Genomic DNA, 25,395 nt, shown 5'->3' on the forward strand with positions numbered 1-25,395 from the left:
CCTGCTTTTTTATCCCCCAATCAATTCCATGGATGTAAAAACAATTGCCGTTTGCGGGGCCGGCACCATGGGCGCCGGAATAGCGCAGGTAGCTGCCGCTGCCGGCTACCGCACCTTGCTGTTTGACGCTGATGCCGCCGCGCTGGAAAAAGGCCTGACCATGGTGCGGCAAAACCTGCAGCAAGGCGTAACCAAGGGAAAACTCAGCCCCGGAAAAATGGAGGCTACCCTGGAGCGCCTGCAAACCGTGACCGCCGTTGAGGCCTGTGTGGCCGATGTGGTAATAGAAGCCATTGTGGAGCAGGTACCCGCTAAAACCGCCCTTTTCAACAGCCTTGCCCGGGTAAATAACACCGGCACCATTTTCGCCACCAACACTTCCTCTCTTTCCGTATCCGCTATAGCGGCCGGCATACCGCATCCTGAACGGGTGGCCGGCATGCACTTTTTTAATCCCGCCCACCTGATGCAACTGGTGGAAATTGTGCGCGGGCAGCAAACGGCCAATACCGCTTTTGACATCCTCTTCCACCTGGCAAAGGCCATGGGTAAAACGCCGGTCAGCGTAAAGGACTCCCCCGGGTTTATTGTGAACCGCGTTGCCCGTCATTATTACCTGGAGGCCATGCAGGTGGCCGCGGCCGGTGTGGCGGATATAGCCGTTATAGACCGGCTGCTGGAAGCCGCAGGTTTCAGGATGGGGCCTTTTGCGCTGATGGACCTGATCGGCAACGATGTGAACTATGCCGTTACCACCTCTCTCTACGAAGCATTCAACCGCGCGCCGCGCTTCAAACCCGGGCCCATGCAGGCAGATAAAGTGGCCAATGGAGAACTGGGCCGCAAAACCGGCAAAGGTTTTTACAACTATTGATTTACATTTGCGTTCATCAACTTTCAAAACGTCATGATCCTTGTTACCGGTGGCACTGGTTTTTTAGGCAGCTACTTATTGCGGGCCCTTGTAACGGCCGGCAAACCTGTACGTGCCCTCTACCGCCGGCACATTCCGGATCAGCTCCTTGATGTGAAGGACCGGGTGGAGTGGGTGCTGGGAGACGTGCTGGACGTTGGCTCCCTGGAAGAGGCCATGCAGGGCGTAAGCCAGGTGTACCACTGCGCGGCCATTGTATCCTTTCACCCTGACCGGCGCGCGCAAATGCTCAAGATCAATGTGGAAGGCACCGCCAATGTTGTAAACATTGCGCTGGATGCGGGCGTGAGCAAGCTGGTACACGTCAGCTCCGTGGCCGCCCTGGGCCGGGCAAGGAAGCAGGCCGCCATCAACGAACAATCTCAGTGGGAAGAAAGCCGCAACAATTCTTACTACGCCATCAGCAAACACCTTAGTGAAATGGAAATATGGCGGGGTATAGCGGAAGGGCTGCAGGCCGTTATTGTTAATCCCTCCATCATTCTCGGCAGCGGTTACTGGCACGATGGGTCTGGCATGCTGCTGAAGAACGCCTGGAAAGAGTTTCCCTACTATACAGAAGGCATCAACGGGTTTGTAGACGTGAAAGACGTGGTGCAGGTAATGCTATTGCTGATGGACAGCCCTGTTGCCGCGGAACGGTTTGTGCTTTCTGCCGAAAACTGGCCTTACCGCCGCCTCTTTACCGCCATGGCGGAAGCCCTGGGCAAAAAGCCGCCCCATATTGCGGCCAAACCCTGGATGGCGGAAATAGTATGGCGCATGGCAATAGTAAAAGGATGGATAACGGGCAAACGGCCGCTTATTACCAAAGAGACCGCCCGCACCGCCCAGTTGAAAGTTTTTTATGACGCCGCCCGCATACAGGCAGCATTACCCGGTTTCCGCTTCCGCCCGCTCGAAGATACCGTGCGGGAAATATCTGCCGCTTACCTCGCTCACCGGCAGCAGGGCTAACGCGCTCCCAGTTTCTCATTAAATACCAATGCCAGCATGGCCCCGGCCAGTGTTTGCCGCAAAGCGGCATCGGCTTTCTCATGTACCCAAGCCTGCGGGGTTTCTCCCGGTATAACAGCCGCCACAGGCATGCCTCTTAACTGAAATTCGTAACAGGTCTTCTCATAACTGTTGCGGGTACCGTACCGGTTATGTGCTGTTACCCGCAGCTCGTCCGTAGCCGAGCGCAAGATACCCACCTGTTTGTTCTCGTTCAGCTCAACAAAGGAAAGGTTACGCTTTAGAATAAGCTCCCAGCTTTTTAACGGGGCGGAACTGACCGCGCCAAGCGTTATATACCAAAGCGGCGTATCGCCGGCCAAAGCGCTTAACGAAGTGGGCAGGGGGCGGTTTGAAAAGGTGATGCGGGGGGTAGACAACACCTGCACCGGGAATTGCTCGGCAGCGGTCTTTACCGAAAAGTAAAAAGCGTCAGACACGCTTCTCCATTGTTTGGGCGGCGTGTTGGCCGCTACCCCGTTGGTGCGGGAACTGGTGGTGTACTCTCCAAGCGCCAGGGTTTTAGCCGTAAACCACCCGTCTTTCATGGTGACCGCCACGGAATGCGGCTGAATGTACAGACCGGGGTCTTTTTTTACCGCTACGGGCTTGGGGGAAGAGCAGGCCATGCATAACATGCCGATGGCCGCTGCACTGCCGAAGATCTTTTTTGCCATAGGTGATAAATGCTAGCTGTTAAGTTTAGCCCATATTTCAGGAATGCGTTTGGTCCAGGCCAGTTCTTTTTTCTTTTCGCGGGCATCCATGGCCGGAATGCCAAAGTAGGTCTTGCCGCCTTCCAGGGAACTGCCCACGCCGCTCTTGGCCAGTACAACGGCGCCCTTGCCAAGGGTAATGTCTTTGTTGATGCCTACCTGGCCCCAGATGATCACATTGTCTTCCACCCGGGCCTTACCCCCTATGCCCACCTGCGCGGCAAAGAGACAGTTTTTACCGATCACGGCGCCGTGGCCCACATGCACCATGTTGTCAAACTTGCTGCCTTGGCCAATAATGGTATCGCCGCTAACCCCTTTGTCAATGGTTGTGTTGGCGCCGATCTCCACATCGTTTTCTATCACCACCCTTCCGCAGCTTTCCAGCTTGTCATACATCACTTCCCGGTCCGCCCTTCTCTTGAAGTAAAAAGCGTCCGCACCGATCACGGCGCCGGCCTGGATGATCACATTATCGCCAATAATGCTATGGTCGTAAATGGTAACGTTGGGATGTATGATGCAGTTTTTGCCGATTCTCACATGGTGGCCTACGTACACGCCGGGAAACAGCACAGTGCCTTCTCCTACAACGGCCGTATCGCTAATGGGGGTGGTAGGAGGTACAAAGGGACGGTAGCGTTTCACCAGGCTTACGTACGCGCTGAAGGGATCTGCGGTTACCAGCAGGGCCTTGCCTTCCGGCACGTCTACCTTCTTGTTGATGATAATGATGCTGGCCGCGGAAGTAAGGCTGGCGTTGTAGTACTTTTCAAAGTCTACAAACGTGATGTCTCCCGGTTCTACCTTGTGTATCTCGTTAATACCGGTAGCCATCAGTGTATCATTACCTTCCAGCGCTGCGCCTATGAGCGTTGCTATTTCTTTTACCGCAACGGGTGTATCTAACTTCATATGAACTTCGTTAAAGTGAAAGCAAAGTTAGGGGGCGTTATCCACAATTTTTTTGTGCTTGTGAATAAAATTTATTGTAAAATTTTTCTTTTGTGATGAAATTCTTTTTAATATTGTGTAGGGAAATTTGTTTCCCTGTACTTACTAACCCATTCACATAACAAGAAAGTCTGATTGTTCTCACGGTCAGACTTTTTTTATTCCCCTTGCAACCCGTGCGTACAAAGAGTTTCAGCCCGTCATGTTTTTTTGTTGATTACCGGTGCATGTTGTTCATACCGCTTCAACGCCGCTTTAAAGGTGGGAAAACAGGAAGGCGCCTTTTTCCGTTTTTTGTTCTTCGGGATGCTTTTGCCTCTCTTTTTTAGCGCAAAAACCGGCAAGGCGGTTTTAATCTTGCAGGTTGGCCATGTTAATGAGCTTCTGCAACTGCAATATCCTGATCTTTTTACCCGGCAGGTCTATTACCTTTTCCTTTTTGAACTCTGAAAGCAGGCGGATGGCAGACTCCGTTGCAGTGCCTACCAGGTTGGCTATCTCTTCCCGGGAAAGGGTTACGTTGATGGTTTCCCCGTCTGCTTCCACACCGTAGGTTTCCTTGAGCGTAAGCAGGGTTTCCGCCAGTCTTTCACGTACCGGCTTCTGTGCAAGATGGGTGATCTTGACTTCCGCCCGCCGCAGTTCGCTGGTCAATATCTGCATCATTCTGAGGGAAAGGGCAGTGTCTTTCTGCAGTACCTGTAAAAACACGTCCCGGGGAATAAAACATACCGCGCTGTCTTCCAGCACGGTAGCAGTAGCGGTATACGGTTCGTTGCTGATCAGGGCCTTATACCCGATGAGATCTCCGGGCTTCACCAGGCGGATGATCTGTTCACGCCCTTCGTCCCCGCTGTGGGAAAGTTTCACCTTGCCCGTATTGATACAGTAAATGCCATAAGGATGTGCTCCTTCCTGGAAGATCTCCTGCCCCTTTTTGTAGATCCTGCATTGTTTGACATTGGCAAGCTCGGCTACGTGAGCCGGCGATGCCGAGGAAAAGACCTCTCCGGGATATTTGCTGCAGAACCGGCATTCTGTGTGATCGCTTAACATGTCTTGCGTCATAAAACCTCCAAGGATGGGCCAAAATTACTAATTTACAGTCCCTTAACCAAAGCAAACCCGCCGTGAGCCTTCACTATTTTATCGTGTACAAGCCTTATGAGGTATTGACCCGTTTCGGGAAAGAAGGTAACAAGGCAGTGCTGTCAGACTATTTTACCGTACCGAAAGACGTATACCCTGTTGGCCGGCTGGACTATGACAGCGAGGGGCTGCTTATTCTTTCTAATGACAAGTCGCTGAACCACCGCCTGCTTAACCCGGCGCAGCGGCATGAACGGGAATACTGGGTGCAGGTAGATGGGGCGGTGACCAATGAAGCCGTTCGCCTGTTGCAGGAAGGGGTTACCATCAATGTAGACGGCAAACCTTACCGCACCCGCGGATGCGATGCGGCCATTTTCACAGCAGAACCCTTTGTGCCGGAACGGAACCCGCCCATCCGCTTCCGCAAGCACATACCAGCCCCCTGGCTGCGGCTGATACTGCGGGAAGGCAAAAACCGGCAGGTGCGTAAAATGACCGCCGCTGTTGGGTTTCCCACGTTGAGGCTGATCCGTTACCGCATAGCGCAACTGACAATTGACGGCATGCAGCCCGGAGACCTGGTGGAGCTGAAGCAGCCGGAAATCTACAAAGCGCTGTTCAAATAAGCCCCGCTCCTCCAAAATGCCTGGTTCCCAATCCGAAATGTGGCTTAATTTAATTAGGTTTGTCACACTAAACAGATAATATGCTCAAATCCATGACCGGCTTTGGCCGTGCGGAAGTTACCCGGGGGGAAACAACCATTCTGGCAGAAATCAAATCGCTCAATGGCAAACAGTTTGAGGTAAACCTCAAAATGTCCCCTCTTCTGAAACCCTACGAATTTGACATCCGTAACCTGCTGCAGCAGGAACTGCAGCGCGGCACGCTGGATGCCACCATCAACATCAAGCAGAACGGCGCCACGCGCCCCGTGGTGATCAACACCGAGCTGGCCCGGTATTATCACCAGGCTATCACGTCCATGGCAACAGATCTCTCCCTGCCGCAGGAAGATATGCTGAACGTACTCATGAAACTGCCCGAAGTGGTGACCCCCGCCTCTGAACAAATGGAAAAGTCCGAATGGCTGGAAGTGGAAAAGGTGATACGCGCCGCCGTGGCCGAAATGGATGCCCACCGTGCAGATGAAGGCGCCATGCTGGAAAAGGACCTGCTGCTGCGGATAGACAACATCCTGCTGTATACCGAAAAGGTAAAGGAGCTGGACCCGCTGCGGAAAGACAAGGTACGTACCCGCCTTGAGACCCTGCTGGCAGAATACGTGGGAAAAGAGAACGTGGATGCCAACCGGATGGAACAGGAACTGATCTTTTACCTGGAAAAACTCGATATTTCCGAAGAGCTGATCCGCCTGCAAAACCACTGCCGGTATTTCAAAGACATCCTGAACGAGGCAGATGCCGCCAAAGGCAAAAAGCTGGGCTTTGTACTGCAGGAAATAGGCCGCGAGATCAATACCACCGGTTCCAAGGCCAACGATGCCGGCATTCAGCAGTGGGTGGTGATGATGAAAGACGAACTGGAAAAAGCTAAAGAGCAGGTGTTGAACGTGCTGTAGCCGGCCACAGCATAAGCTGGTGTACAGACAATAAACAACCGGCGCGCGTGAGCGCCCGCGCATTGAACAGACAAGGAATCTATGAAACTATCTTTTACCTGTGCCCTCCTGGGCATGCTGGTTTTTGCCTGCAAACCACCCAGGCTGGATACCTTCGAGAAGAATCGGGACATCCACCGCTCGGAATGGGCCGTAGATGACAAACCGTTTTTTGAACTGGACCTGGCGCCGGAAGATACGGCGTTCTATTATAACATGTACGTGAACGTACGCCATACAGACGCGTACCCGTACAGCAACCTCTGGATACTGATAGGCACGCAGGCACCCGGAGACAGTACGGCTATCACGCGCCGGGTGGAACTGCCGCTGGCCGATACCTACGGCAAATGGATGGGAAGCGGCGTAAACGGGATAGTGGTAACGAATAATGATGACATATTCGAACACCGCATCCCCATACAGCAGAGCGCTATTTTTTCCAAACCCGGCAGGTACCGCTTTACCTTTGAACAGAACATGCGCCAGAACCCCCTGCCCAACATCCTGAGCATGGGCCTGCGCATAGAAAAAGCCGCACCGCGGAACTAATGAGGCATGAAAAAAACGGCATCCTGGCTGCAAAGCAAGAAGATGATCACCGGCATTTATGTGTTTGTGCTGGCCTACACAGTGCTGCAGTTGCTGTGGTGGGGCGTGCTGTTGCACCAGCAAAGCAAACAGATTGCCGGCTACGAAAGGCTGGAGATGACGCACCGGGTACATGAGCTGACCCAACCCGCGGAGTTCATGTACGAAATGCAACGGCTCCAGAAAGAACAACAGATGCGTACCTTCAAATACGTAGGGGAAGGCATCATCTTCCTGGTGCTGATACTGGCCGGCGCCGCACTCGTGTACCGGGCCGTATGGAAACAGATGAAGCTCTCCCAGCAGCAGCAAAATTTCATGATGGCCGTTACGCATGAGCTGAAAAGCCCTATCGCAGTGGCCAAGCTGAACCTGGAAACCTTGCGCAAGCACCGCCTGGATGAGGAAAAACAACGCAAGCTGCTGGACAATACCCTCCGGGAAACCAACCGGCTGGACCAGTTGTGCAATAACATATTGCTGGCATCCCAGTTCGAGCATCAGAAGTACCAGCCCTTCCTGGAAGAGCTGAACTTTTCTGATATATTGCAACAGGGAGTGGACGAGCTGAAAGACCGTACCCCCAGCCATACCCTCACGGCGTTCATTCAACCGGGCATCCTGCTGCAGGCAGACCGGTTCATGATGCAACTGCTGCTGAACAACCTGGTGGAGAATGCCGTTAAATATGCGCCCAAGGGCACTGAAATACAGGTGCGGCTGTTTACCGCCATGGAAGAAGATGAAGAAGAGCCGGTGCTGAAGCTGGAAATATGCGATGAAGGGGAAGGGATAGCCCCCACGGAAAGAAAACGCATTTTCGAGAAGTTTTACCGCATCGGCAACGAGAATACCCGCAAATCGAAAGGCTCCGGCCTTGGCCTCTACCTGGCCAAAAAGATAGTGGAACAACACGGCGGCGCCATTGAGGTAATGGACAACGAACCCAGGGGCACCTGCTTCCAGATCACATGGGACGATTATTCTACCCAACCTGTATAAAATTAACCGGTTGTGCGTAATTTTATAGACAATTAGCTAAATACCACATCAATATGAAGGAAGCGACGAAAGCATCAATATTGCTGGTAGAAGATGAAGAGAACCTGCAGGAAGCCTTGAAGCTGAACCTGGAGCTGGAGGGGTATGAAGTAACCACGGCAGACAATGGTACAAGCGCATTGAAAGCCGTCAAGAACGAGTATTTTGACCTGATCATTCTCGATATCATGCTGCCCGAGATGGACGGCCTGGCCGTATGTGAAAACATCCGCATCCAGAACAATGAAGTGCCCATCCTGTTCCTGAGCGCCAAAAACAGCAGTGCAGACAGGGTGCTGGGACTGAAAAAGGGCGGGGACGATTATATGACCAAGCCTTTTAACCTGGAAGAGCTGCTGCTGCGTGTGGAAAAGCTCATTGTGAAGAACAAGAAGATACAGGATAAAGACAGTGTGCCCAACGTATACCGCTTTGGCAATAATATGATAGACTTTGCCGCCCAGGAGTGCATTGGTAAAGACGGCAAGCGCCACGAGCTGAGTAAAAAAGAGACCATGCTGCTCAAATTGCTCATAGAGAACAAGGGCGAAGTGGTGACCCGTGAAAAAATACTGCAGGTAGTATGGGGCTACAACGTATACCCCACCACCCGTACCATAGACAACTTCATTCTCAATTTCCGCAAATACTTTGAGCAAGACAGCCGTAACTCCCAGTATTTCCATTCCGTACGCGGGGTGGGGTACAAGTTTACAGACGGCTGATCACCAACTATCCCCCCGGCGCTGCCATTTGTAAGGCCCTTGCTGCCAGCTATTCAATCCCCCTTTTCCGGGCGGGTAGAGGGCGGTATCTTTGAGCGGCTTAGGAAACATATTATGTATAACCCCATCGGCGACCCGGGAATATGGCATACTTGTATGGCGCCTCCGCTATCGGAGGTACCGGCGGCTATGGGAAAATTCATTTACTGGGCCCTTCTTACGGTAGTCATCATTTTACTGGGCCTGTACTTCTGGTGGCGGGAAAGAAAACTGCGAAAAAAAATGCAGGCCAATATTACCACGCAAAAAAACAAGGCAACCCTGGAGCTGCATACCTTCCAGAGCCAGATGGACCCTCATTTCATCTTCAACAGCCTCAATGCCATTCACAGCCGCATATTGTCCGCCAGTACAGAGCAGGCTTCTGTATACCTTACCCGTTTTTCCCGCCTTATGCGCATGGTACTGGAAAACAGCAGCAGGGAATGGGTAAGCCTGGAAGAAGAACTGGAAGCGCTGGAGCTGTACATCCAGCTGGAACAAATGCGTTTTGACGACCGTTTTGACTACACCCTGAACTGCCAGCCCTCCTGCCGGGACGCACTGGTACCGCCTTTCATTATACAGCCTTTTGTACAAAGCGCCATCTGGTACCGCCTGCTGCAACGCCCGCCTGAAAACCGGGGCCGGCTCAGCATAGAAGTAGGGCGAAAGAACGGGGAGCTGCGCATCAGGCTGGAAGATAACGGCCTGGCGCGCCAGAGCGCATTCAACAACCTCCAGCAAAAAACCGCCTATACACGTGTAGCGGCGGAAAGGCTCCGGTTGTTGAATGACCGGTACCAGACACAGGCTTCCGTTACCAGCGGCCACCTGTACGACGCACATCACCAGAAAACAGGCACGTATACCATCATTCACTTACCGGATGTAAACCCCGCGTCCAAACCGGAAGAAACAGTGTTTTTTCAGTAATTTACGGATGCCCGGCTATCCGGAATCAACGCTCTCCGCATGCATGCCATCATTATAGACGATGAAAAACATTGCAGGGACGTGCTGCAGATGCTGCTCACCCGCCACTGCCCCGATGTAACGCTTGATGCCGTTTGCGAAGGGCCGGAAGAGGGCTTGAAGGCCATCGAGAAATACCAGCCGCGCCTTGTTTTCCTGGATGTGGAAATGCCGGGCATGAATGGCTTTGACCTGCTGGAAAACTGCAGCCGCCGCAACTTCTCCGTCATATTCACCACCGCTTACGATCAATATGCTATCAAGGCCATCCGCCACAGCGCGCTGGATTTTCTGCTGAAGCCGGTAGACAAGGAAGAGCTTATTCTCAGCGTACAAAAGGCCCAGGGCCAAAACACATCTCCCGGCCCCAAGGTAGATGCCCTGCTGCAGTTCCTCCACCAGCACGTACAGCACAATGAACGGCTGGCCCTGCCAACGGTAGATGGCCTGCGTATGATGCCGGTACGGGAAATACTGTATTGTGAATCTGAAGGAGGCTACACCCGCGTGTTCCTGCAAAAGCATGAAAAACCAGTGCTGATCTGCCGCTCCCTAAAGGAAGTGGACGAGGTGCTGAAAGACAAAGGTTTTTTCCGGGTACACAACAGCTTCATCATCAACCTTTCTTTTATGGAAAAATATATGAAGGGAGACGGCGGGGAGATCATTATGAGCAACGGGAAGAGCATACCCGTTTCCCGTAACCGCAAGCAGGATTTTCTAACGCGGATAGAAAAGCTGTGAAAGGCCCGTCATAACCTTTTTAAACTGCCCACCGGCATCCAGCCGGTTTTTCCGTCGGCAAGTTGTACTTTGCTGAAATCTTTGGTGCCGTCCAGCACTTCCACCTTGATGCCTTCACTTACTTCAAAAAGATCTTTGCTGCCTTCGTCAGGCGCCGCTTTTACTTTTACGCCCCGCTGCATTACAATGGCAGTGCTGTTGTGATAGGCTTTGTTCTGCATCCATACCGCCATGCTGAAATAGCCCGTAAATAATACCGCCACCACGTAAAGGCCCCAGCGAAGGTAGGAACGGCGCATGCCCGGCATAAAAAAGTAGGCAATAATGCCGGCGCATAATAACCAGCACCATACAATGCTGCCAATAGCCCAGCCACGGGCGGAATGCAGCTGCTGCCACTGCAGCCACCATCTTTCAAAAAAGAGCAGAGGCAGCGCTTCTGTGTTATTGCTCACGCGCTGGTTGGCCAGGTAGAGGTTTTGTTCAACGGCGGCATCTCCCGGCTTCAGGTGCAGGGCCTTCTCAAAACTGTATACGGCCATGCCCACCTGGTTACTTTTCAGGTATGCGTTACCGGCGTTGAAGTACAGGTCTGCCACCTGGTAACCCGAATCTATCAGCTGCTGGTACCTGGCGGCGGCCTCCCTGTATTGTTGCTGGCGGTATAACTGGTTACCCTCAGAAAACAAAACGGGGTCTTTCTGCGCCTGCGCCACCAGCGCAGTCATAACAAGCATACATAGCGTGAACAAAAATCGCATACGTCTTTATTTTCCGGCTTTGTGCTTTAATTGATCTTCGATGTCTGTGATGATCTGAACGGCTTCCTGGTAGGCGTCCTGCCGGTGCTCTACGCTGCTGGAGGGCGCGTACAGCGCCATTTCACAACGGTCTGTAAGGTCAAACAGTTTTTGCATGGTGTCTGCCTTCAGCTGCTGTGCCGCCAGTTTTTCCTGTACTATCTGCTTGTTCAGTTCGGCCATGGGTATTTTCAGCTTGTGGCTGAGGTAGCCCCATATGCCTTTGGAGGTCTCTTCGTAGAACGCTTTGTCTTTCCCTTCCCGCAGATAGCGGGCGGCCAGTTCCAGCCGTTTGAGCGCCACCTTGTTGGCATGTTTGTGCCGGAGCATGGCCATGTTGCTGTTGCGGAAGTTTTCCCTGCGGCGGTACCACGCCATGCCGCCCACGGCCAGCAGCGGCAGCAGCAGCAGCACCCAGAACAGGGGTTTGCCAAAAAAGAAGGGGCTGCGCTTGTTCCATTGCGATACGGAAGTGCGGATGTCTGCCAGTTCGGTTTTACCGCCAAAGTCTTCCTTCTCCCGCTTCACCTGCTTACCGGCGATCACATGCAGGGGGAAGGCGGCAGACGTAAGGGTTTTATAGGCGTTGGCCTGCGGGTCAAAGTAGGAGAACTCTACAGACGGCAGCTCATGATCTCCCTTTTCCTGCGGCATCAATACGTACTGGAACTGCCGGCTGCCGCTGAGCGGGTTGCTGTTCTTTTCAATATTGTCCGTTACCGTGGGATCATACTTTTCAAATGCGGCCGGTACGTTCAATGGCGGCGCGTTCAGCAGGTTTACGTTGCCCTGCCCGCTGATGGTCACCTTGAGCGTCAGCGCATCGTCTGTGCTCAGCTCTTTTTTATCTGCCGTTGCCGTCATGCTGAAATGGCCTACCGCGCCGTTGAAGCTGGCGGGACGGCCTTCAGCGGGCAGCGGCTTCACCGTCACCTTCACTACCGGGCTTTGTATTTTATAGGGCACTACCTCATATTCGGGGCTGGCAAACGCATCGTCAAAAAAAGAATCGTCAAAGGGGCTGCCGCCAAAGGCGTCGCGGAAGAAAGGATCGTCTGAGAAGGGGTTCCTTCTTTTCCCTTTCTGCATTTTGACCAGGTGTACCTGGTTGTCTACCTCGGCGGCATCCAGCTCCAGCTGGCCAGACTGCAGCGGGAACAACAGCGTTTTCCGGATAATGAATACTTTATATACCACCCCGTTCATCGTTTCTTCATATGCCTGCGGCGGGTTGGGCAGTTCTATGTCTCTGGCTGAAAATCCTTTGAAGGCCGGTACCTTGGTAACGCTGGAATTGGTGGGCAGGCGGGTGTAGAGCTTGTAGGTGGCCGTGAGCTGCTGCCCTTCGTACACCGTGGTCTTATCTACATCTACCTTTACAAAAAGGTTTTTGCGGAGCTTTTCCTTGATATCTTCCCCGCTGCGCAGAATAGCCGGGTCAGCGTTCAAGCGCAGCCGCCCCTGGGAGGGCGGAAAGGCTTGCTGCGGCTGTTGCGGCGGCTGCACCGAACCGGCGCCGCCCCTGGTCACCTCAATATTCACGGGGGAACTTTTGACCTGCCGCCCGTCTACCCGCGCGGTAGCACCGGGAATGGTAAAGCTGCCCACCTGCCGCGGCTTCAGTATGTAACTGAAAGCCACATAAGAGGTCATTTTCCCGTTGATGTAAGAGGTACCCTGCATCTGGCTGGGGCCCTGCACCACATCAAAACCGGTAAATTTCGGCGGGTCGAATGCACTGAGGTTTTCGGGGTTTTCCAGCATGAACTGGATCTGCACCATCTCGTCCAGTGCAATGCTGTTGGCGTTTACATTAGTGGTAAAACGAAATCCCTGCGCAAAAGCAGAGAGCGCTGCTCCGCAAATAACGAGCAGCGTTAAACAGTATTTTTTTAAAATGGCAGCCTTAAAATTCATCCTGAAAACAAATTTAACCAATGCCCTGCGCGCCTATCCCAAAACCGAGTTAAAAGTTAGTTAAAATACGCTCTAAATAAGCCACTGTAAAGGATTTTACTCTATGTCCCCCAGCATCGGCCGCATCAGTATGTCTTCCACCACGGCCTGCTCGCTGAGGTTATATGCGGCCCATATCATGGCGGCTACATCTTCCGGCTCCATAAGGCGGTCTTCCGGCCCTTCAAAGCCCTGCCAGGAAGCAGTCCACGTTGGCCCCGGGCTAATGGAGGTTACCTTCACCCGGAAGGGTTTCATTTCTTCCCGCAGGTTTTTGGAAAACCCGAGCAGCGCAAACTTGGTGATACTGTAGGAGCCGCCGTTGGGGTACGCCCGGTAGCTGGCAGTAGAGCAGAGATTGAAGATATGCCCCTTTTGCGCCGCCTTCATGCCCGGCAGCAGCAACCGGGTGAGGTGATAGGCACTGTAAAGGTTTACCGCCATCATGTTTTCCAGGTGGCCCTCTTCTTCCTCATGTACCGCGCCGGGCACAAAAATGCCCGCGTTGTTCACCAGTATGGCCGGCGCCCCGCCCAGCTCCGCCTGCACTTTTTTTCCGAAGGCCAGTACTTCCTCTTTACGGCCCATGTCTACCACTTCGGCCAGTACCTTTGCTGCCGGCCGCTTTGCCGCTACCGCCGCACGCGCGGTTTCCAACGTGGCCGCATGCCGCGCGCAAATGGCAATGTCAAACCCCTCTGCCGCCAGCCGCTCCGCTACTGCAAGCCCAATGCCCTTGCTGGCCCCGGTAATGATCGCATACATATCTGTTCCTTTGTTCAGGCTGCATTTTACACAATGCTTTCCATTTTTGGAAATATGAAAGGGCGAAAGGCGATAAAAATGCCCATGTCCGCAGGTTATTGTAAGTTTGCAGGGAACAACAGTTGCCAACGACACGGATTATGATGCGCTATAAACACGTTTTTTTCGACCTTGACCACACTTTATGGGACTTTGAAACCAACGCGGTATCCACTTTGCAGGAGCTTTACGCGGAACACGGGCTGGAGAAAAGAGGCATTCCCTCCTTCGGGGAATTTTATGCCAGCTACTCCGTGATCAATGACAAGCTGTGGGACCGTTTCCGGAAAGGGTACATCAATCGTAACGATCTGCGTACCAAACGCTTCTCCATGACCTTCCTGGAGTTCAAGATCTGTGACGATGGCCTGTGCGATGCCATTGGCAAACGTTTCCTGGAAGTTTTGCCCACCAAAACCGCGCTGTTCCCGCATGCTGTAGAGGTGCTGGATTACCTGCAGGATAAAAACTATCCTATTCACCTCATCACCAACGGTTTTGAGGAAACACAGCGCCTCAAAATGAAACATTCCGGCATACATGACTATTTCACCCATATCGTCACCTCTGAAACGGCCGGCTCGCTGAAACCCCACCGGGATATATTTGACTACGCCATGAAACTGTCTTCCACCAGCGCTTCCGAAAGCATCATGATCGGTGATACGCTGGATGTAGACATCCTGGGCGCGCAGGAAGCCGGCATGGACCAGGTGTATTTTGCGCCGGGCCAAACACAGGAAGGCGTTACGCCCACCTACACCATCCACAGCCTGCAAGAACTGAAAGATATTTTATAACAACGGACGGTAAAAGAGAAGGGGTTGACTGCAGCCATGCAATCAACCCCTTTTTTGTGCGATGGAAATATATGTTACCCCTTCGGAGCGGGTTTAGTCTGTTTTTTGGCGGCCGCGGCGGTTTTCAGGCCGGCTGCTTTGGACGGCATGCAGCAGGATTTGTTCTGGGCGGTTTGCGCCGGCTTGCAGCAGGCCGCATCCGCGCCTTTCTGGCACGTTGCTTCTTTTTTCACTTTCTTTTTATCAGCAGCTGCCTTATCCTGCGCTATCACGGGGCCTGCCATCAGGGCAATGGCCGCGCATGCAAAAAAAAGTTTCTTCATGGCGTATATATTTGCTTTTAAAGATAGGGCATTTAACCCAGTTTCGCAATCACCGTTTGCCCGCCCCGCACAGTTTGCTCCAGCGCAACGTCTACCCTGGTGCCCACCGGCAGGTAAATATCCACCCGCGAGCCGAATTTGATGAAGCCCATTTCTTCGTTCTGCTTCACCTGCATGCCTGCTTTCAGGTAGTTCACAATTCTGCGGGCCAGGGCGCCGGCTATCTGGCGTACCAGTATTTCCTGGTTGCCGTTGCCGATCACCACCGTATGGCGTTCGTTCTCGGTAGATGATTTGGGATGCCAGGCCACCAGGTACTTGCCGGCGTGGTACTGGCTCAGTTTCACTTCGCCGCTGATGGGGTTGCGGTTTACATGCACATTGGCCGGGCTCATGAAGATAGACACCTGCAGGCGCTTGTCCTTAAAGTATTCCGGTTCAAATGTTTCTTCAATTACCACCACTTTGCCGTCTGCCGGAGCAATGACCAGCCCTTCCCCATGTTCCATACTGCGGGAAGGTATGCGGAAGAAGGATATAATGAACAGGAAGAAAACTACGGATATGCCGAAAACCGTCCAGCACAGCAGCGGAGAGGAGGCAAGCCAGTAAAATACGGCGCCGTTGATAAGCGCCAGCAGCACAAAAACTAAGGTGATGGTAGCTGTTCCCTCACGATGGATTGTCATTGTTCAATTGAATTTTAGGTATAACCGTTTTCCGGCGGTACGAAGGTATGAAGAAAATTTATTCTATTTAAAGAACTACAAAGTTAACATATATCCAGGCAAAGGGCGCGGCCACCAGCAAGGAATCGAAGCGGTCCAGGAAACCGCCGTGGCCGGGCATGATGCTGCCGGAATCTTTTACGCCGGCCAGGCGTTTCAGGCGGGACTCCAGCAGGTCTCCCGCTGTGCCGAAAATAGCGGCAATGCAGGCCAATCCTATCCAGTGCGGCCAGTACAGCCAGGCATTGCCCCAAAAGTACCCGAAAATACCGGCGGCCGCAACAGCAAGCACCATGCCGCCTGCGGTACCTTCAATTGTTTTCTTGGGGGAAATGGCCGGGAAGAAGGGGGTGCGGCCAATGAGGGAGCCAACAATATAAGCCATGGTATCATTGATCCAGATAAAGATGATGAGCAGCAGGGGAATAAGGTAGCCCACCGGCGTTAGCGTATGCGGCTGCAAACGCAGGCTCACCAGCAGGGCCAGCGGCATGGTCACATAGATCAGCCCCAGCAGCGAATAACCGATGGCCTTGAGTGAAAACACCTTGCTCATCAGTATTTCTCCCAGCGGCAGTATCAGCACAAAAATAAGCGCCATGGCCCAGCCAATTTCCCCCACGGTAACGCCGCTGCCGCCAAAGCTGGCATCTGTGGCGGCCATCATCACGGCGCAACCGGCTACCAGCACGCCATACCTGTGCCAGGGAGAGATCTCCTGGTATTCCGTATCTATGTTCCGTACCAGCTTGAAATATTCCTGCAGCGCAAAAAAATTGATGAGGAAAAAAAGCAAGAAAAAAGACAGCTCGTTCCACAAAATGCCCCCCAGCATAATGGCTACAAAGAACAATGCGGTAATGGTACGCGTAATGAAGGTCTTCATCTGAACTATAAAGTTGGGTCAGGGCGTAAAGCTACAGATTGTTTTCCACGTTCCCTTCCCGGCTGGCGGCAATCAGTTCCCTGGCCTTGCTTTCATTGGAGGTATGCACATATACTTCGTCCATACCCGGCAGCATGCTGCCGAAAGAAGAATCCTGGCGGTTAACGAGCACCGCTTCTATGTCGTTTTCGAGCAGCATGCCCTTCACAATTTCCGCTTCAAAGGAGCTTTGGCTGCCAAATACTTTTATCCAGTCTTTTTCCATATTAGTGATCTTTAAATATTGAATCGTTATCGGTTTCTGCCGCCTGTTCTTCATCTCCCGGCTCAGGCGGCAATGCAAAGGCCTGGCCGGCGGCGCGGGCTTTTTTATACAGCTGCCAGATCAGCAGGCCGGCCACCAGCGCGCTGAACAGGCCGTACATGGCCGGAACATGCTCATCTTTCATAGCGTCGTAGCTGATCATCTTGGCCTGGTACAGATACACTAACACCACCTGCAGGCCGTTGTTCAAAAAGTGGCCGGCAATAGCCAGCCAGAGGTTGCCGGTTACCAGGTAGATGGCGCCCATGAGAAAGCCCAGCAGCAGGCGGGGCATAAAACCCAGGAACTGCATGTGGATGGCACTGAAAATAATGGCGGCAATAATGGCGGCGGCCCAACCATTTTTGACCCAGGCTGTTAATATTCTCTGCAATACCCCGCGGAAAAAAACTTCTTCGGCAATGGCAGGCAGCAGGGCCAGCAGCAGCAGGTTAAACAGCATGGTGCCAATATCCGGCATATTAAGCAGCAGCTTGGTCTGTTTGGTGGCCAGCTCCTCCAGGTCCCGGAGAGACTGTGATACCGGCCAGGTGCTGTTCCACTCGCCCAGTACGTTTACCAGCGGCAGGGCGCAGAATACCACCAGCAGCGCCAACAGCAGTTGCAGGGTGCGGGGGCGTTGCGCCAGGCCCATGTATACTGCCGGCCGCGGGTGCGCCAGGTAGGCAAATATCAGGCCCGGCACCAGGAAGCTGACCAGGGTATAGAGGAACTGCACTATTTTGAGGCCGCGTACAAAGGCCGGGTCTCCCCACACCTTGGTGTCTTCCATCTGCCCAATCGTATAGCCGCCGCTGATAGCCGGGAAAAAGCCGGCCAGGAACAGGGAGTACAAAAGCATGAAAGCGAACCATAACCCTAAAAACGTGATCAGCTGCAGAAAAGGAGAGTATTGCCGTAAGTAACCCATAAATATTGCTGTGGTAATTTTGCGTAAATTTACACTGTGTTTGCCAGTTAACCGAGGCGTGACTTTTTTTCAATGATAATATGGTAAAAATAGGAGATATAGAACTGGGTGAGTTCCCTTTATTGCTGGCTCCCATGGAAGACGTAAGCGACCCGCCGTTCAGGGCGGTGTGCAAAGCGAACGGGGCCGACCTCATGTATTCGGAGTTCATTTCTTCCGAGGGTTTGATCAGGGATGCCATTAAAAGCCGGCAAAAGCTGGATATTTTCGATTACGAGCGCCCGGTGGGCATACAGATATTCGGGGGAGACGAGGAACCTATGGCCATGGCCGCACAGATCGTGGAGGTGGCCAACCCGGACCTGCTGGACATTAACTTTGGCTGCCCCGTAAAAAAGGTGACCTGCAAGGGCGCCGGGGCCGGCATTCTGAAAGACGTGCCTAAAATGGTACGCCTCACCGAGGCCGTAGTAAAGGCTACCCGCCTGCCCGTAACCGTAAAAACCCGGCTGGGCTGGGACGATGATACCAAAAACATAGAGGAAGTGGCCGAAAGGCTGCAGGACGTGGGCATCAAAGCCCTCACCGTCCACGGCCGCACCCGTACGCAGATGTACAAGGGGAATGCAGACTGGACGCTGATAGGCAAGGTAAAGAACAACCCCCGCATCCACATCCCCATTTTCGGGAACGGAGACATCTGCACCCCGGAACAGGCCAAAGCCGCCCGGGAAAAGTACGGGATAGACGGGGTAATGATCGGCCGCGCGGCCATTGGTTACCCCTGGATATTTAACGAGATCAGGCATTACCTGCGTACAGGCGCCCACCTGCCCCCGCCAACCGTGGCCGAGCGCGTAAAAGTGTGCAAACAGCACCTGCGCCATTCCATCAGCTGGAAGGGAGACGTGGTAGGCATCCTGGAAATGCGGCGGCACTATACAAATTATCTGAAAGGCCTGCCCCACATCAAAGAATTCCGTTCACAATTAGTAACTTGCAATACGGCGGTGGCGGTAGAAGAAGTGCTGGATGCCGTTGCTCTGCAGTACAAAGATCATATATTCGAAAGGACAATGGCCCCGATGGCTGAAACAGATATGGTAGCGGCGTGTGGTTTTCCGGATTAATCCCAATTGAATCACAAAAAAATTACTTCACAATGGCCACGATCAAAAATCTGAAAAATGAAGTCTGGAAAGACTTGCAGATTAAAAACAAATCTGCCCTGCGTAAAAAATACGCGGTGTCCAATATGGGAAGAGTGATCAGTTACCACGAAAGCATTGAAGACGGGAAATTGTTGAACGGGTCTACCGTAGAAGGTTATACGGTGCTGAACATCAAACCCGCGGATACTTACCAGTCTCTCTACCTGCACCGCGAAGTGGCCCGCCTGTTCCTCCAGAAAACCAGCCGCAGCCAGAAGTATGTGATCCACCTCGACTTTGACAAAAAGAACAATAAAGCCTCCAACCTCCGCTGGGCCACCAAGGAGGAAATGGAAAAGCACCAGCAGAAGAGCCCGGCAAAAATTGCTTACAAGGAGCTGCAGCGCCACCGCCAAACCGGTCTGAAGCTGAACGTGGGCAAGGTTAAAAGCATCAAGCGGCTGCTGAACAAACCCGGCAAAAAGACCATGAAGCAGATTGCCGAGCAGTTCTCCATCAGCGAAATGCAGCTCTATCGCATCAAAAGCGGCGAAAACTGGAGCCATGTAACACTGGATTAATGCCTGAGTCATCAGGAATGATCATAAATGATGTTGTCTGACGATGGTTCCCGGAAATGGGGACCATCGGCTTTTAAAGCCCCTCCCTTGCACGCCTCCCCGTTTTGTCATACCTTACCCTTTTAAAATGATAGACTATGTCCGGTAAAAAGATAGCCATTATTGGCGGTGGGAACCTGGGTGCGGCCATTGCACAGGGTTTACTGAAGAGCGGCTTTTCCAAGGCGGCAGATATTACTATTACCAAGCGCAACATAGCCACCCTGGCGGGTTTGGCCAGCGAAGGCGTACTGGTGGAAACAGACAATGCCAAAGCCATCAGCCAGGCAGACGTGGTGGTAGTGGCCCTCAAACCCTACAATGTAAAAGAAGTGCTGAGCGGGCTCCGCGCTTCCTTTGACGCGAAGAAACAAATGCTCATCAGCGTGGTAACCGGCGTGATGCTGGACGACCTGGAAAAGATCACACTGCCCGGCATGCCCATCTTCCGGGCCATGCCCAATACGGCCATTGCCATACAGGAATCCATTACCTGCGTTTGCGGGCGTAATGTAACAGAAGAGCAAACGGCCTTTGTAACAGACATGTTCAACCAACTGGGGGAAACAGTCAGCATAGACGAAAAACTGATGGACGCGGCCACCGTGTTGGGCGCCTGCGGCATTGCGTACGCCCTCCGCTTCATCCGCGCCAGCATACAGGGCGGTATTGAGATCGGCTTCGATGCCCGCACCGCTACCCGCATTGCCGCCCAGACAGTGAAAGGCGCGGCTGAACTGCTGATCCGCGAAAACCGCCACCCCGAAGAGGAAATAGACAAGGTTACAACTCCCAAAGGCTGCACCATAGCGGGCCTCAACGAGATGGAGCACCAGGGCTTCAGTTCCTCCCTGATCAAAGGTATTACCGTGTCTTACAACCGGATAGCGAAGGATTAATTTTGCTAACCGTTTGTTAATGAGTGGCTATAAATCACTTTGAAAGTGAAATTTACGATAATTTGGTGTTCATATTCACACTGAAAGTGAATAAAAGAACATCATGGAGAAACTTTATATCGAAAATTACCTGAAAGCGCTGCACCATAAGATCAAAGTTGGAGGTATTATCAAATACGTGGATGACGAAAAGAAGAACTCGATGGCGCTCCTGGTAATGGAACTTCCTTTAGGAGAACGTAAAAAAGTGATAGAAGAGCTGCGGGTGGAGGATTATATCGGCGGGCCCATAGAAAATAAAGGAAGTGCGGATGCTCCTGTAGTATGGGTATTTGGAAAGATGATAAGGGAATACGAAGTATGTATCAAAATATCTATTGGCGAAAAAAACGACAGCCCGATCTGCATTTCCTTCCACCCAGCGAAGGAACCGATGGTATACCCATTTAAACACCAATAAGTGCTGATATGATACCGGGACAATTAGCGAATGCTACATTACACAAGGAAAGGGATACTCTTGACTTCCGGAAGGAATCTTTCGAGATAGTTTATCATTATTACACTGATAATACTACGGGTCAAAGGTTTACCGTTGACGAGATCGACCACCTGAACCTTACCCAGGTATACAATCAATACCGCAGCAAGCACGGCATTCCCTTTGTAGACGAGATCAAAAGCATCAGGGAGCAATACGGCCTCAGCGCTTCCAAGATGAGTGATGTACTGGGCCTGGGCACCAATGTGTACCGCAACTATGAGCTTGGCGAAATTCCCAGCCCTTCCGTAGGGCGCCTCATACAGCTGGCCAAAAACCCGGAAAAGTTCATGGACCTGCTGGAGCTGAGCAAAAATGATCTTAGCGTAAATGAAGTAGATAAAATATACAAAAAGCTGGAAAGCAAGCTGAATACCCGTAACGACGATGAGGAGCTGATCAAGAAACGGGTACCGGGCGAGCAGGGGCCCAGTTCCCTCAACGGCTACAGGCAGGCAGACATAGAACGGATAGGGCAAATGGCCAGCTTCTTTTCCATTGAGATGAAACCCAATAAAACCAAGCTGGACAAGCTTTTTTTTCTGGCAGACTTCATTCATTACAGCCGCAGCGGCTTCGGGGTCAGCGGTTTTGCCTACGAGTCTGTTTGCCGGCATCCTTCTCCCAAATACGCCGGTTATATTTACGATTGCCTGTTCAGCAAATCTTATATAGACGTAACCATTATAGATGCAGGCGCGGTAGAAGTAGAACAGTATATCTCCCACCTGCCCAAACCTGCTGAGGAAAAATTTGAGGCGTCAGAGTTCAGGGCCATGCAGGATGCGCTCTCCTTTTCCGCCAGGTTCAATACAGATAAGTTTGACGGCGGCCGCCACAAAAGCGCTATTGACTATACCAGCGCGTTTTACATAGACTTCAATACCTGATAACCCTCTCCTCTCTATTTATATTAAGCAAAAATCAAGGCCGGGATAAGAATATCCCGGCCATTTAGTTAAACCTACAACTGTTACACTGTTTGTAACACTATTATCACTTATGCAAGTATTTTATCAGTTCATCATGGAAGCGGAAGACAGCTCCTGCACTTCCAGCTCCCGTTTGGTGGGCGCTACCATCCGCTGGCGGATATAACGTTTTTTGGATACCCTGCCCATGCCGAACTTCGCCATCAGCTTGTCTACCACCATGTATATTACCGGCACCACTATCAGGGTGAGGAACATGGAGCTGATGAGGCCGCCCACAATTACCCAGGCCAGACCGTTTTTGGTAGATGCCACACCACCCGTGGCCAGTGCAATGGGCAACATGCCTATCACCATGGCTATAGTGGTCATCAGGATGGGCCGCAAACGGGCACGGTTAGCGTGCAGCAGCGCATTGTAGGTGCTTTGCCCTTCTTCCTTCATCTGGTTGGTAAAGTCTACCAATATAATGGCGTTCTTGGCCACCAGGCCTATCAGCATGATCATACCGAGTATGGTAAAGATGTTCAGGGTATTGTTGGTCAGCGCCAGCGCCAGCAGGGCGCCGATGATAGACAGCGGGATGGAGAACATCACCACGAACGGGTAAATATAGTTATCGTACAAGGCCACCATAATGAGGTATACCATCACAATGGAGATCAGCAACGCCACACCCAGCGTGGAGAAAGAGTCTCCCTGGTTTTCCGCGTCACCGCCAAATACGTAAGATATGCCGGCGGGTTTCTGCAGCTTGGCCACCTTGGCGCCGAACTCCTGCGTAACCGTGCCGGAGGGGCGGCCCATTACCTGGGACTGTACGGATACGGACGTGTTCTTGTCACGGCGCTCCAGCCGGCTGGGGCCTGAGCCTTCCGTAACAGTGGCAAACTGGGACAGTTTGATCAGCTCGCCCTTGTCGTTCTTGAAGTCGATATTGGATACGTCCTGTATGTTTTTCCGGTTGAAGTCGTCAAACCGGATATTGATATCGTATTCATACTCACCCTGGCGGAATTTCACCTTGGAATCATCTGCCGTACCGCTGAAGGCGGTTTGCATGGTACCGCCCACATTGTCTAGCGTGAGGCCCAGGGAAGACATTTTATCCCTGTCTACCTGCACGTTGATCTCGGGGTTACCTTCTTCCACAGACAGTTTCACCTCACTGGAGCCTTCAATGGTCTGCAGTTCCGCCATGGCTTTTTTGGCAAAGCCCATTACGCTGTCAAGGTCAGCGCCCATTACCACCAGCTCTACCGGTGCGCGCTCTGCGGTACCCAGTATGCTCACGGGGGTGGTTTTCACTTTTACGCCGGGCATCTGCTCTTTCAGTTCTTTCTTCACCTTGGCCGCAAAAATGTCTGCCGCCTCACGCAGGTGCTGATCTACCAGCATCACGGTGATCTCTGATTTATAGGCGGTAGACTGGGAGGTACCAAAACCGTCTTCAGAGGTCTGGCCTACGGTGGTTACCAGTGAGGTCACTTCCTGCTTTTTGTCCATCAGCTGTTCCACCTTGCGCGTAGCCTGGTTGGTTTGCTCCAGGGAGGCGTCTTTCGGCATTTCCAGCAAAATGATGAACTGGCCGCGGTCACCTTTGGGAATGAACTCCCCGCCAATGTAACCCCTGCCCACCAGCTGGAAAGAAGCGATCAGCAGTACCAGGGAACCTACAATGGTAATGGTTTTATGTGCCAGCGCCCATTTCAGGGTGTTGGTCATCCATTCGGTAAATTTGTCCAATTGCCTTTCAAACCAGAGAATGAATTTCTGGAAGAAGTTCTTGCCCGTCAGGTGTGTGAGCTTGCCGAAGCGGGAAGCCAGCAAAGGCACAATGGTAAAGGAGGTGAGCAAGCTGAGCATGGTAGAGATCATCACCACCACGCAGAACTCCCGGAGAATTTTACTTACCAGTTCGTTCGTGAGCGAGATAGGCAGGAACACTACTACAATTACGAGGGTAATGGAGGTAACGGTGAAACCTATTTCCTTCACCCCGTCAAACGCCGCACGCACCTTGTTTTTCCCCATTTCCATATGGCGGTAGATGTTTTCCAGCACCACAATGGCGTCATCCACCAAGATGCCTACCACCAGTGAAAGGCCCAGCAAACTCATGAGGTTCAGCGAGAAGCCGAACAACTTCATGCCTATGAAAGTGGCAATCAGGGATGCCGGGATGGAGATCATAACGAAAATGGCGTTCCTGATACTGTGCAGGAACAACATCATTACCGCGGCCACCAACAGTACGGCTATAATAAGGTCATGTATCACGGAGTCCGCAGACTCGAGGGTAAATACAGACGCGTCATTGGCTATTTTGATCTTCAGGTTGCTGGCGGCATATTCCTTTTCAATGCCTGCAATGGCCTTTTTCATCTGTTCACTTACTTCCACCGCGTTGGCGTCTGTCTGTTTCTGTACCTGCAGGGCAATGGCGTTCAGGCCGTCTACCCGCGCAATCCTTTCCGCGTCTTTCTGGTCGTCCTGCACATCCGCCACATCCTGCAATCTCACCTGCATACCATTGGGCATGGTGGTGAGCACCAGGCTGCGGAGCTGTTCCACGTTCTTGTATTTCCCCGCCAGGCGCACCAGTATCTGCTGGTCTACGGTTTTTACCTTACCGGTGGGGAAGTCCAGGTTGGCATTGGTTACCAGCTGGCGCACCTGCAAAATGGACAGTTTATATGCTTCCAGTTTCTTGGGATCTATATTGATCTTGATCTCCCTTTCCTGGCCGCCGATGAGCGAGATCTGCGCTACGCCGGGCAAACGGGAAAGCTGGGGTTGCAGCTTTTTGTCTACCAGGTCAAAGAACTGGCGGTCGTCCATTTTGGCCGTGGCGGAGAGGGTCATAATGGGCAGGTCATCAATGGAGAACTTGTTCAGGGAGGGCGGCTTGGCATCTCCCGGCAGGTCTGCCAGGATAGCGTTCACCTTCCGCTGCGCGTCTTGCAGGCCAATGTCCACATTGGCATCGTTGTTCAGCTCTACTGTTACTACAGACAGGCTTTCAGACGATTTGGAGGTCAGTTTTTTGATCTTCTCCATGGAAGCCACCGCATCCTCGATCTTTTTGGTAACAGTGCTCTCCACCTCCTGGGGCGAAGCGCCGGGGTACACCGTAGCAATGGTTACTATCGGTGAAGAGAACTTGGGCAGCAGCTCATAGTTGAGGGCTTTGTAGCTGATGAAACCAAGCAAGGTCAGGATGGTGAACAGTACCACCACCACCGTTGGCCTTTTTATAGAAATCTCTGTGATCTTCATGATTCAATTAGTT

Annotated in this window: 27 protein-coding genes; 15 read left to right on the forward strand and 12 right to left on the reverse strand. The window is 52.4% G+C overall.

What is annotated here, in order from left to right; all coding sequences use genetic code 11:
* Window positions 1-28: 28 nt before the first annotated feature.
* Window positions 29-874, forward strand: a complete 846-nt coding sequence (locus tag D3A97_RS06930) for a 3-hydroxyacyl-CoA dehydrogenase family protein (protein WP_119077653.1) — start codon at window positions 29-31, stop codon at window positions 872-874.
* A 33-nt stretch (window positions 875-907) separates the two neighbouring features.
* Entirely contained in the window at window positions 908-1,891 is a 984-nt protein-coding gene (locus tag D3A97_RS06935) for an NAD-dependent epimerase/dehydratase family protein (RefSeq protein WP_119077654.1), read from the forward strand.
* Here the strand turns inward: D3A97_RS06935 and D3A97_RS06940 are convergent.
* The 3 genes from D3A97_RS06940 to D3A97_RS06950 form a co-directional block, all read right to left on the reverse strand.
* Window positions 1,888-2,607, reverse strand: coding sequence for a hypothetical protein (locus D3A97_RS06940; protein ID WP_119077655.1), 720 nt, complete (start codon window positions 2,605-2,607; stop codon window positions 1,888-1,890). The two genes, D3A97_RS06935 and D3A97_RS06940, sit on opposite strands and share 4 nt — an antisense overlap.
* A 12-nt stretch (window positions 2,608-2,619) precedes the next feature.
* Window positions 2,620-3,561 carry a UDP-3-O-(3-hydroxymyristoyl)glucosamine N-acyltransferase gene (locus D3A97_RS06945; RefSeq protein ID WP_119077656.1) on the reverse strand — a complete coding sequence of 314 codons (942 nt, stop codon included), beginning with the start codon at window positions 3,559-3,561 and terminating at the stop codon, window positions 2,620-2,622.
* Window positions 3,562-3,951: 390 nt separating this feature from the next.
* On the reverse strand, window positions 3,952-4,668 hold the full coding sequence (locus tag D3A97_RS06950; protein ID WP_232825874.1) for a Crp/Fnr family transcriptional regulator: 717 nt from the start codon (window positions 4,666-4,668) through the stop codon (window positions 3,952-3,954).
* A 62-nt stretch (window positions 4,669-4,730) separates the two neighbouring features.
* On the opposite strand from D3A97_RS06950, the gene D3A97_RS06955 reads away from it, so the two are divergent.
* The 7 genes from D3A97_RS06955 (at window position 4,731) to D3A97_RS06985 (ending at window position 10,428) form a co-directional block, all read left to right on the forward strand.
* Window positions 4,731-5,318, forward strand: a complete 588-nt coding sequence (locus D3A97_RS06955; RefSeq protein ID WP_119077657.1) for a pseudouridine synthase — start codon at window positions 4,731-4,733, stop codon at window positions 5,316-5,318.
* Between the two features lie 80 nt (window positions 5,319-5,398).
* Complete coding sequence (locus D3A97_RS06960; protein ID WP_119077658.1) at window positions 5,399-6,274, forward strand: YicC/YloC family endoribonuclease; 876 nt, start codon at window positions 5,399-5,401, stop codon at window positions 6,272-6,274.
* 81 nt (window positions 6,275-6,355) lie between these two features.
* Window positions 6,356-6,865: a gliding motility lipoprotein GldH gene (locus D3A97_RS06965; protein ID WP_119077659.1), complete on the forward strand. Its 510-nt coding sequence runs from the start codon at window positions 6,356-6,358 to the stop codon at window positions 6,863-6,865.
* Window positions 6,866-6,871: 6 nt separating this feature from the next.
* On the forward strand, window positions 6,872-7,906 hold the full coding sequence (locus D3A97_RS06970; protein WP_119077660.1) for a sensor histidine kinase: 1,035 nt from the start codon (window positions 6,872-6,874) through the stop codon (window positions 7,904-7,906).
* Between the two features lie 53 nt (window positions 7,907-7,959).
* Window positions 7,960-8,670: a response regulator transcription factor gene (locus D3A97_RS06975; RefSeq protein WP_119077661.1), complete on the forward strand. Its 711-nt coding sequence runs from the start codon at window positions 7,960-7,962 to the stop codon at window positions 8,668-8,670.
* A 189-nt stretch (window positions 8,671-8,859) separates the two neighbouring features.
* The gene (locus D3A97_RS06980; RefSeq protein WP_157986390.1) at window positions 8,860-9,645 is read left to right on the forward strand and encodes a sensor histidine kinase; all 786 of its coding nucleotides are present in this window, start codon (window positions 8,860-8,862) and stop codon (window positions 9,643-9,645) included.
* Between the two features lie 39 nt (window positions 9,646-9,684).
* Window positions 9,685-10,428 (forward strand): LytR/AlgR family response regulator transcription factor, encoded by a 744-nt coding sequence (locus D3A97_RS06985; protein ID WP_119077663.1) that lies wholly within the window; start codon window positions 9,685-9,687, stop codon window positions 10,426-10,428.
* Between the two features lie 8 nt (window positions 10,429-10,436).
* On the opposite strand, the gene D3A97_RS06990 is transcribed toward D3A97_RS06985, so the two are convergent.
* From D3A97_RS06990 to D3A97_RS07000, 3 genes are all read right to left on the reverse strand, one after another.
* Entirely contained in the window at window positions 10,437-11,165 is a 729-nt protein-coding gene (locus D3A97_RS06990; RefSeq protein WP_157986391.1) for an SH3 domain-containing protein, read from the reverse strand.
* Between the two features lie 30 nt (window positions 11,166-11,195).
* A complete protein-coding gene (locus D3A97_RS06995; protein ID WP_119077665.1) occupies window positions 11,196-13,145 on the reverse strand; it encodes a BatD family protein in 1,950 nt (649 codons plus the stop codon).
* A 96-nt stretch (window positions 13,146-13,241) separates the two neighbouring features.
* Window positions 13,242-13,949, reverse strand: a complete 708-nt coding sequence (locus D3A97_RS07000; protein WP_119077666.1) for an SDR family oxidoreductase — start codon at window positions 13,947-13,949, stop codon at window positions 13,242-13,244.
* A 140-nt stretch (window positions 13,950-14,089) separates the two neighbouring features.
* Here D3A97_RS07000 and D3A97_RS07005 point away from each other — a divergent pair, with 140 nt between their 5' ends.
* Entirely contained in the window at window positions 14,090-14,788 is a 699-nt protein-coding gene (locus D3A97_RS07005) for a YjjG family noncanonical pyrimidine nucleotidase (protein WP_232825875.1), read from the forward strand.
* A 74-nt stretch (window positions 14,789-14,862) separates the two neighbouring features.
* Here the strand turns inward: D3A97_RS07005 and D3A97_RS07010 are convergent, their stop codons facing one another.
* The 5 genes from D3A97_RS07010 to D3A97_RS07030 all read right to left on the reverse strand — a co-directional run bounded on the left by D3A97_RS07010 (window position 14,863) and on the right by D3A97_RS07030 (window position 17,960).
* Window positions 14,863-15,111, reverse strand: coding sequence for a hypothetical protein (locus tag D3A97_RS07010; RefSeq protein ID WP_119077667.1), 249 nt, complete (start codon window positions 15,109-15,111; stop codon window positions 14,863-14,865).
* Window positions 15,112-15,143: 32 nt separating this feature from the next.
* On the reverse strand, window positions 15,144-15,800 hold the full coding sequence (locus tag D3A97_RS07015; RefSeq protein WP_119077668.1) for a phosphatidylserine decarboxylase family protein: 657 nt from the start codon (window positions 15,798-15,800) through the stop codon (window positions 15,144-15,146).
* Window positions 15,801-15,867: 67 nt separating this feature from the next.
* Window positions 15,868-16,725, reverse strand: a complete 858-nt coding sequence (locus tag D3A97_RS07020; protein ID WP_119077669.1) for a phosphatidate cytidylyltransferase — start codon at window positions 16,723-16,725, stop codon at window positions 15,868-15,870.
* Between the two features lie 31 nt (window positions 16,726-16,756).
* Complete coding sequence (locus tag D3A97_RS07025) at window positions 16,757-16,990, reverse strand: putative signal transducing protein (RefSeq protein ID WP_157986392.1); 234 nt, start codon at window positions 16,988-16,990, stop codon at window positions 16,757-16,759.
* A 1-nt stretch (window position 16,991) separates the two neighbouring features.
* Entirely contained in the window at window positions 16,992-17,960 is a 969-nt protein-coding gene (locus D3A97_RS07030; RefSeq protein ID WP_119077671.1) for a CPBP family intramembrane glutamic endopeptidase, read from the reverse strand.
* Window positions 17,961-18,040: 80 nt separating this feature from the next.
* Here D3A97_RS07030 and dusB point away from each other — a divergent pair, with 80 nt between their 5' ends.
* The 5 genes from dusB (at window position 18,041) to D3A97_RS07055 (ending at window position 22,061) form a co-directional block, all read left to right on the forward strand.
* On the forward strand, window positions 18,041-19,090 hold the full coding sequence (dusB, locus tag D3A97_RS07035; protein WP_119077672.1) for a tRNA dihydrouridine synthase DusB: 1,050 nt from the start codon (window positions 18,041-18,043) through the stop codon (window positions 19,088-19,090).
* A 32-nt stretch (window positions 19,091-19,122) separates the two neighbouring features.
* Window positions 19,123-19,692, forward strand: coding sequence for an NUMOD4 domain-containing protein (locus D3A97_RS07040; protein ID WP_119077673.1), 570 nt, complete (start codon window positions 19,123-19,125; stop codon window positions 19,690-19,692).
* A 137-nt stretch (window positions 19,693-19,829) separates the two neighbouring features.
* The gene (proC, locus tag D3A97_RS07045) at window positions 19,830-20,630 is read left to right on the forward strand and encodes a pyrroline-5-carboxylate reductase (RefSeq protein WP_119077674.1); all 801 of its coding nucleotides are present in this window, start codon (window positions 19,830-19,832) and stop codon (window positions 20,628-20,630) included.
* A 103-nt stretch (window positions 20,631-20,733) separates the two neighbouring features.
* Complete coding sequence (locus tag D3A97_RS07050; RefSeq protein WP_119077675.1) at window positions 20,734-21,090, forward strand: toxin; 357 nt, start codon at window positions 20,734-20,736, stop codon at window positions 21,088-21,090.
* Window positions 21,091-21,098: 8 nt separating this feature from the next.
* Window positions 21,099-22,061 carry a helix-turn-helix domain-containing protein gene (locus tag D3A97_RS07055; RefSeq protein WP_119077676.1) on the forward strand — a complete coding sequence of 321 codons (963 nt, stop codon included), beginning with the start codon at window positions 21,099-21,101 and terminating at the stop codon, window positions 22,059-22,061.
* Between the two features lie 126 nt (window positions 22,062-22,187).
* On the opposite strand, the gene D3A97_RS07060 is transcribed toward D3A97_RS07055, so the two are convergent.
* Window positions 22,188-25,382 carry an efflux RND transporter permease subunit gene (locus D3A97_RS07060; protein ID WP_119077677.1) on the reverse strand — a complete coding sequence of 1,065 codons (3,195 nt, stop codon included), beginning with the start codon at window positions 25,380-25,382 and terminating at the stop codon, window positions 22,188-22,190.
* Window positions 25,383-25,395 lie beyond the last annotated feature (13 nt).

This window comes from Chitinophaga alhagiae (assembly GCF_003568665.1).
GTDB classification, from domain to species: Bacteria; Bacteroidota; Bacteroidia; order Chitinophagales; family Chitinophagaceae; genus Chitinophaga; species Chitinophaga alhagiae.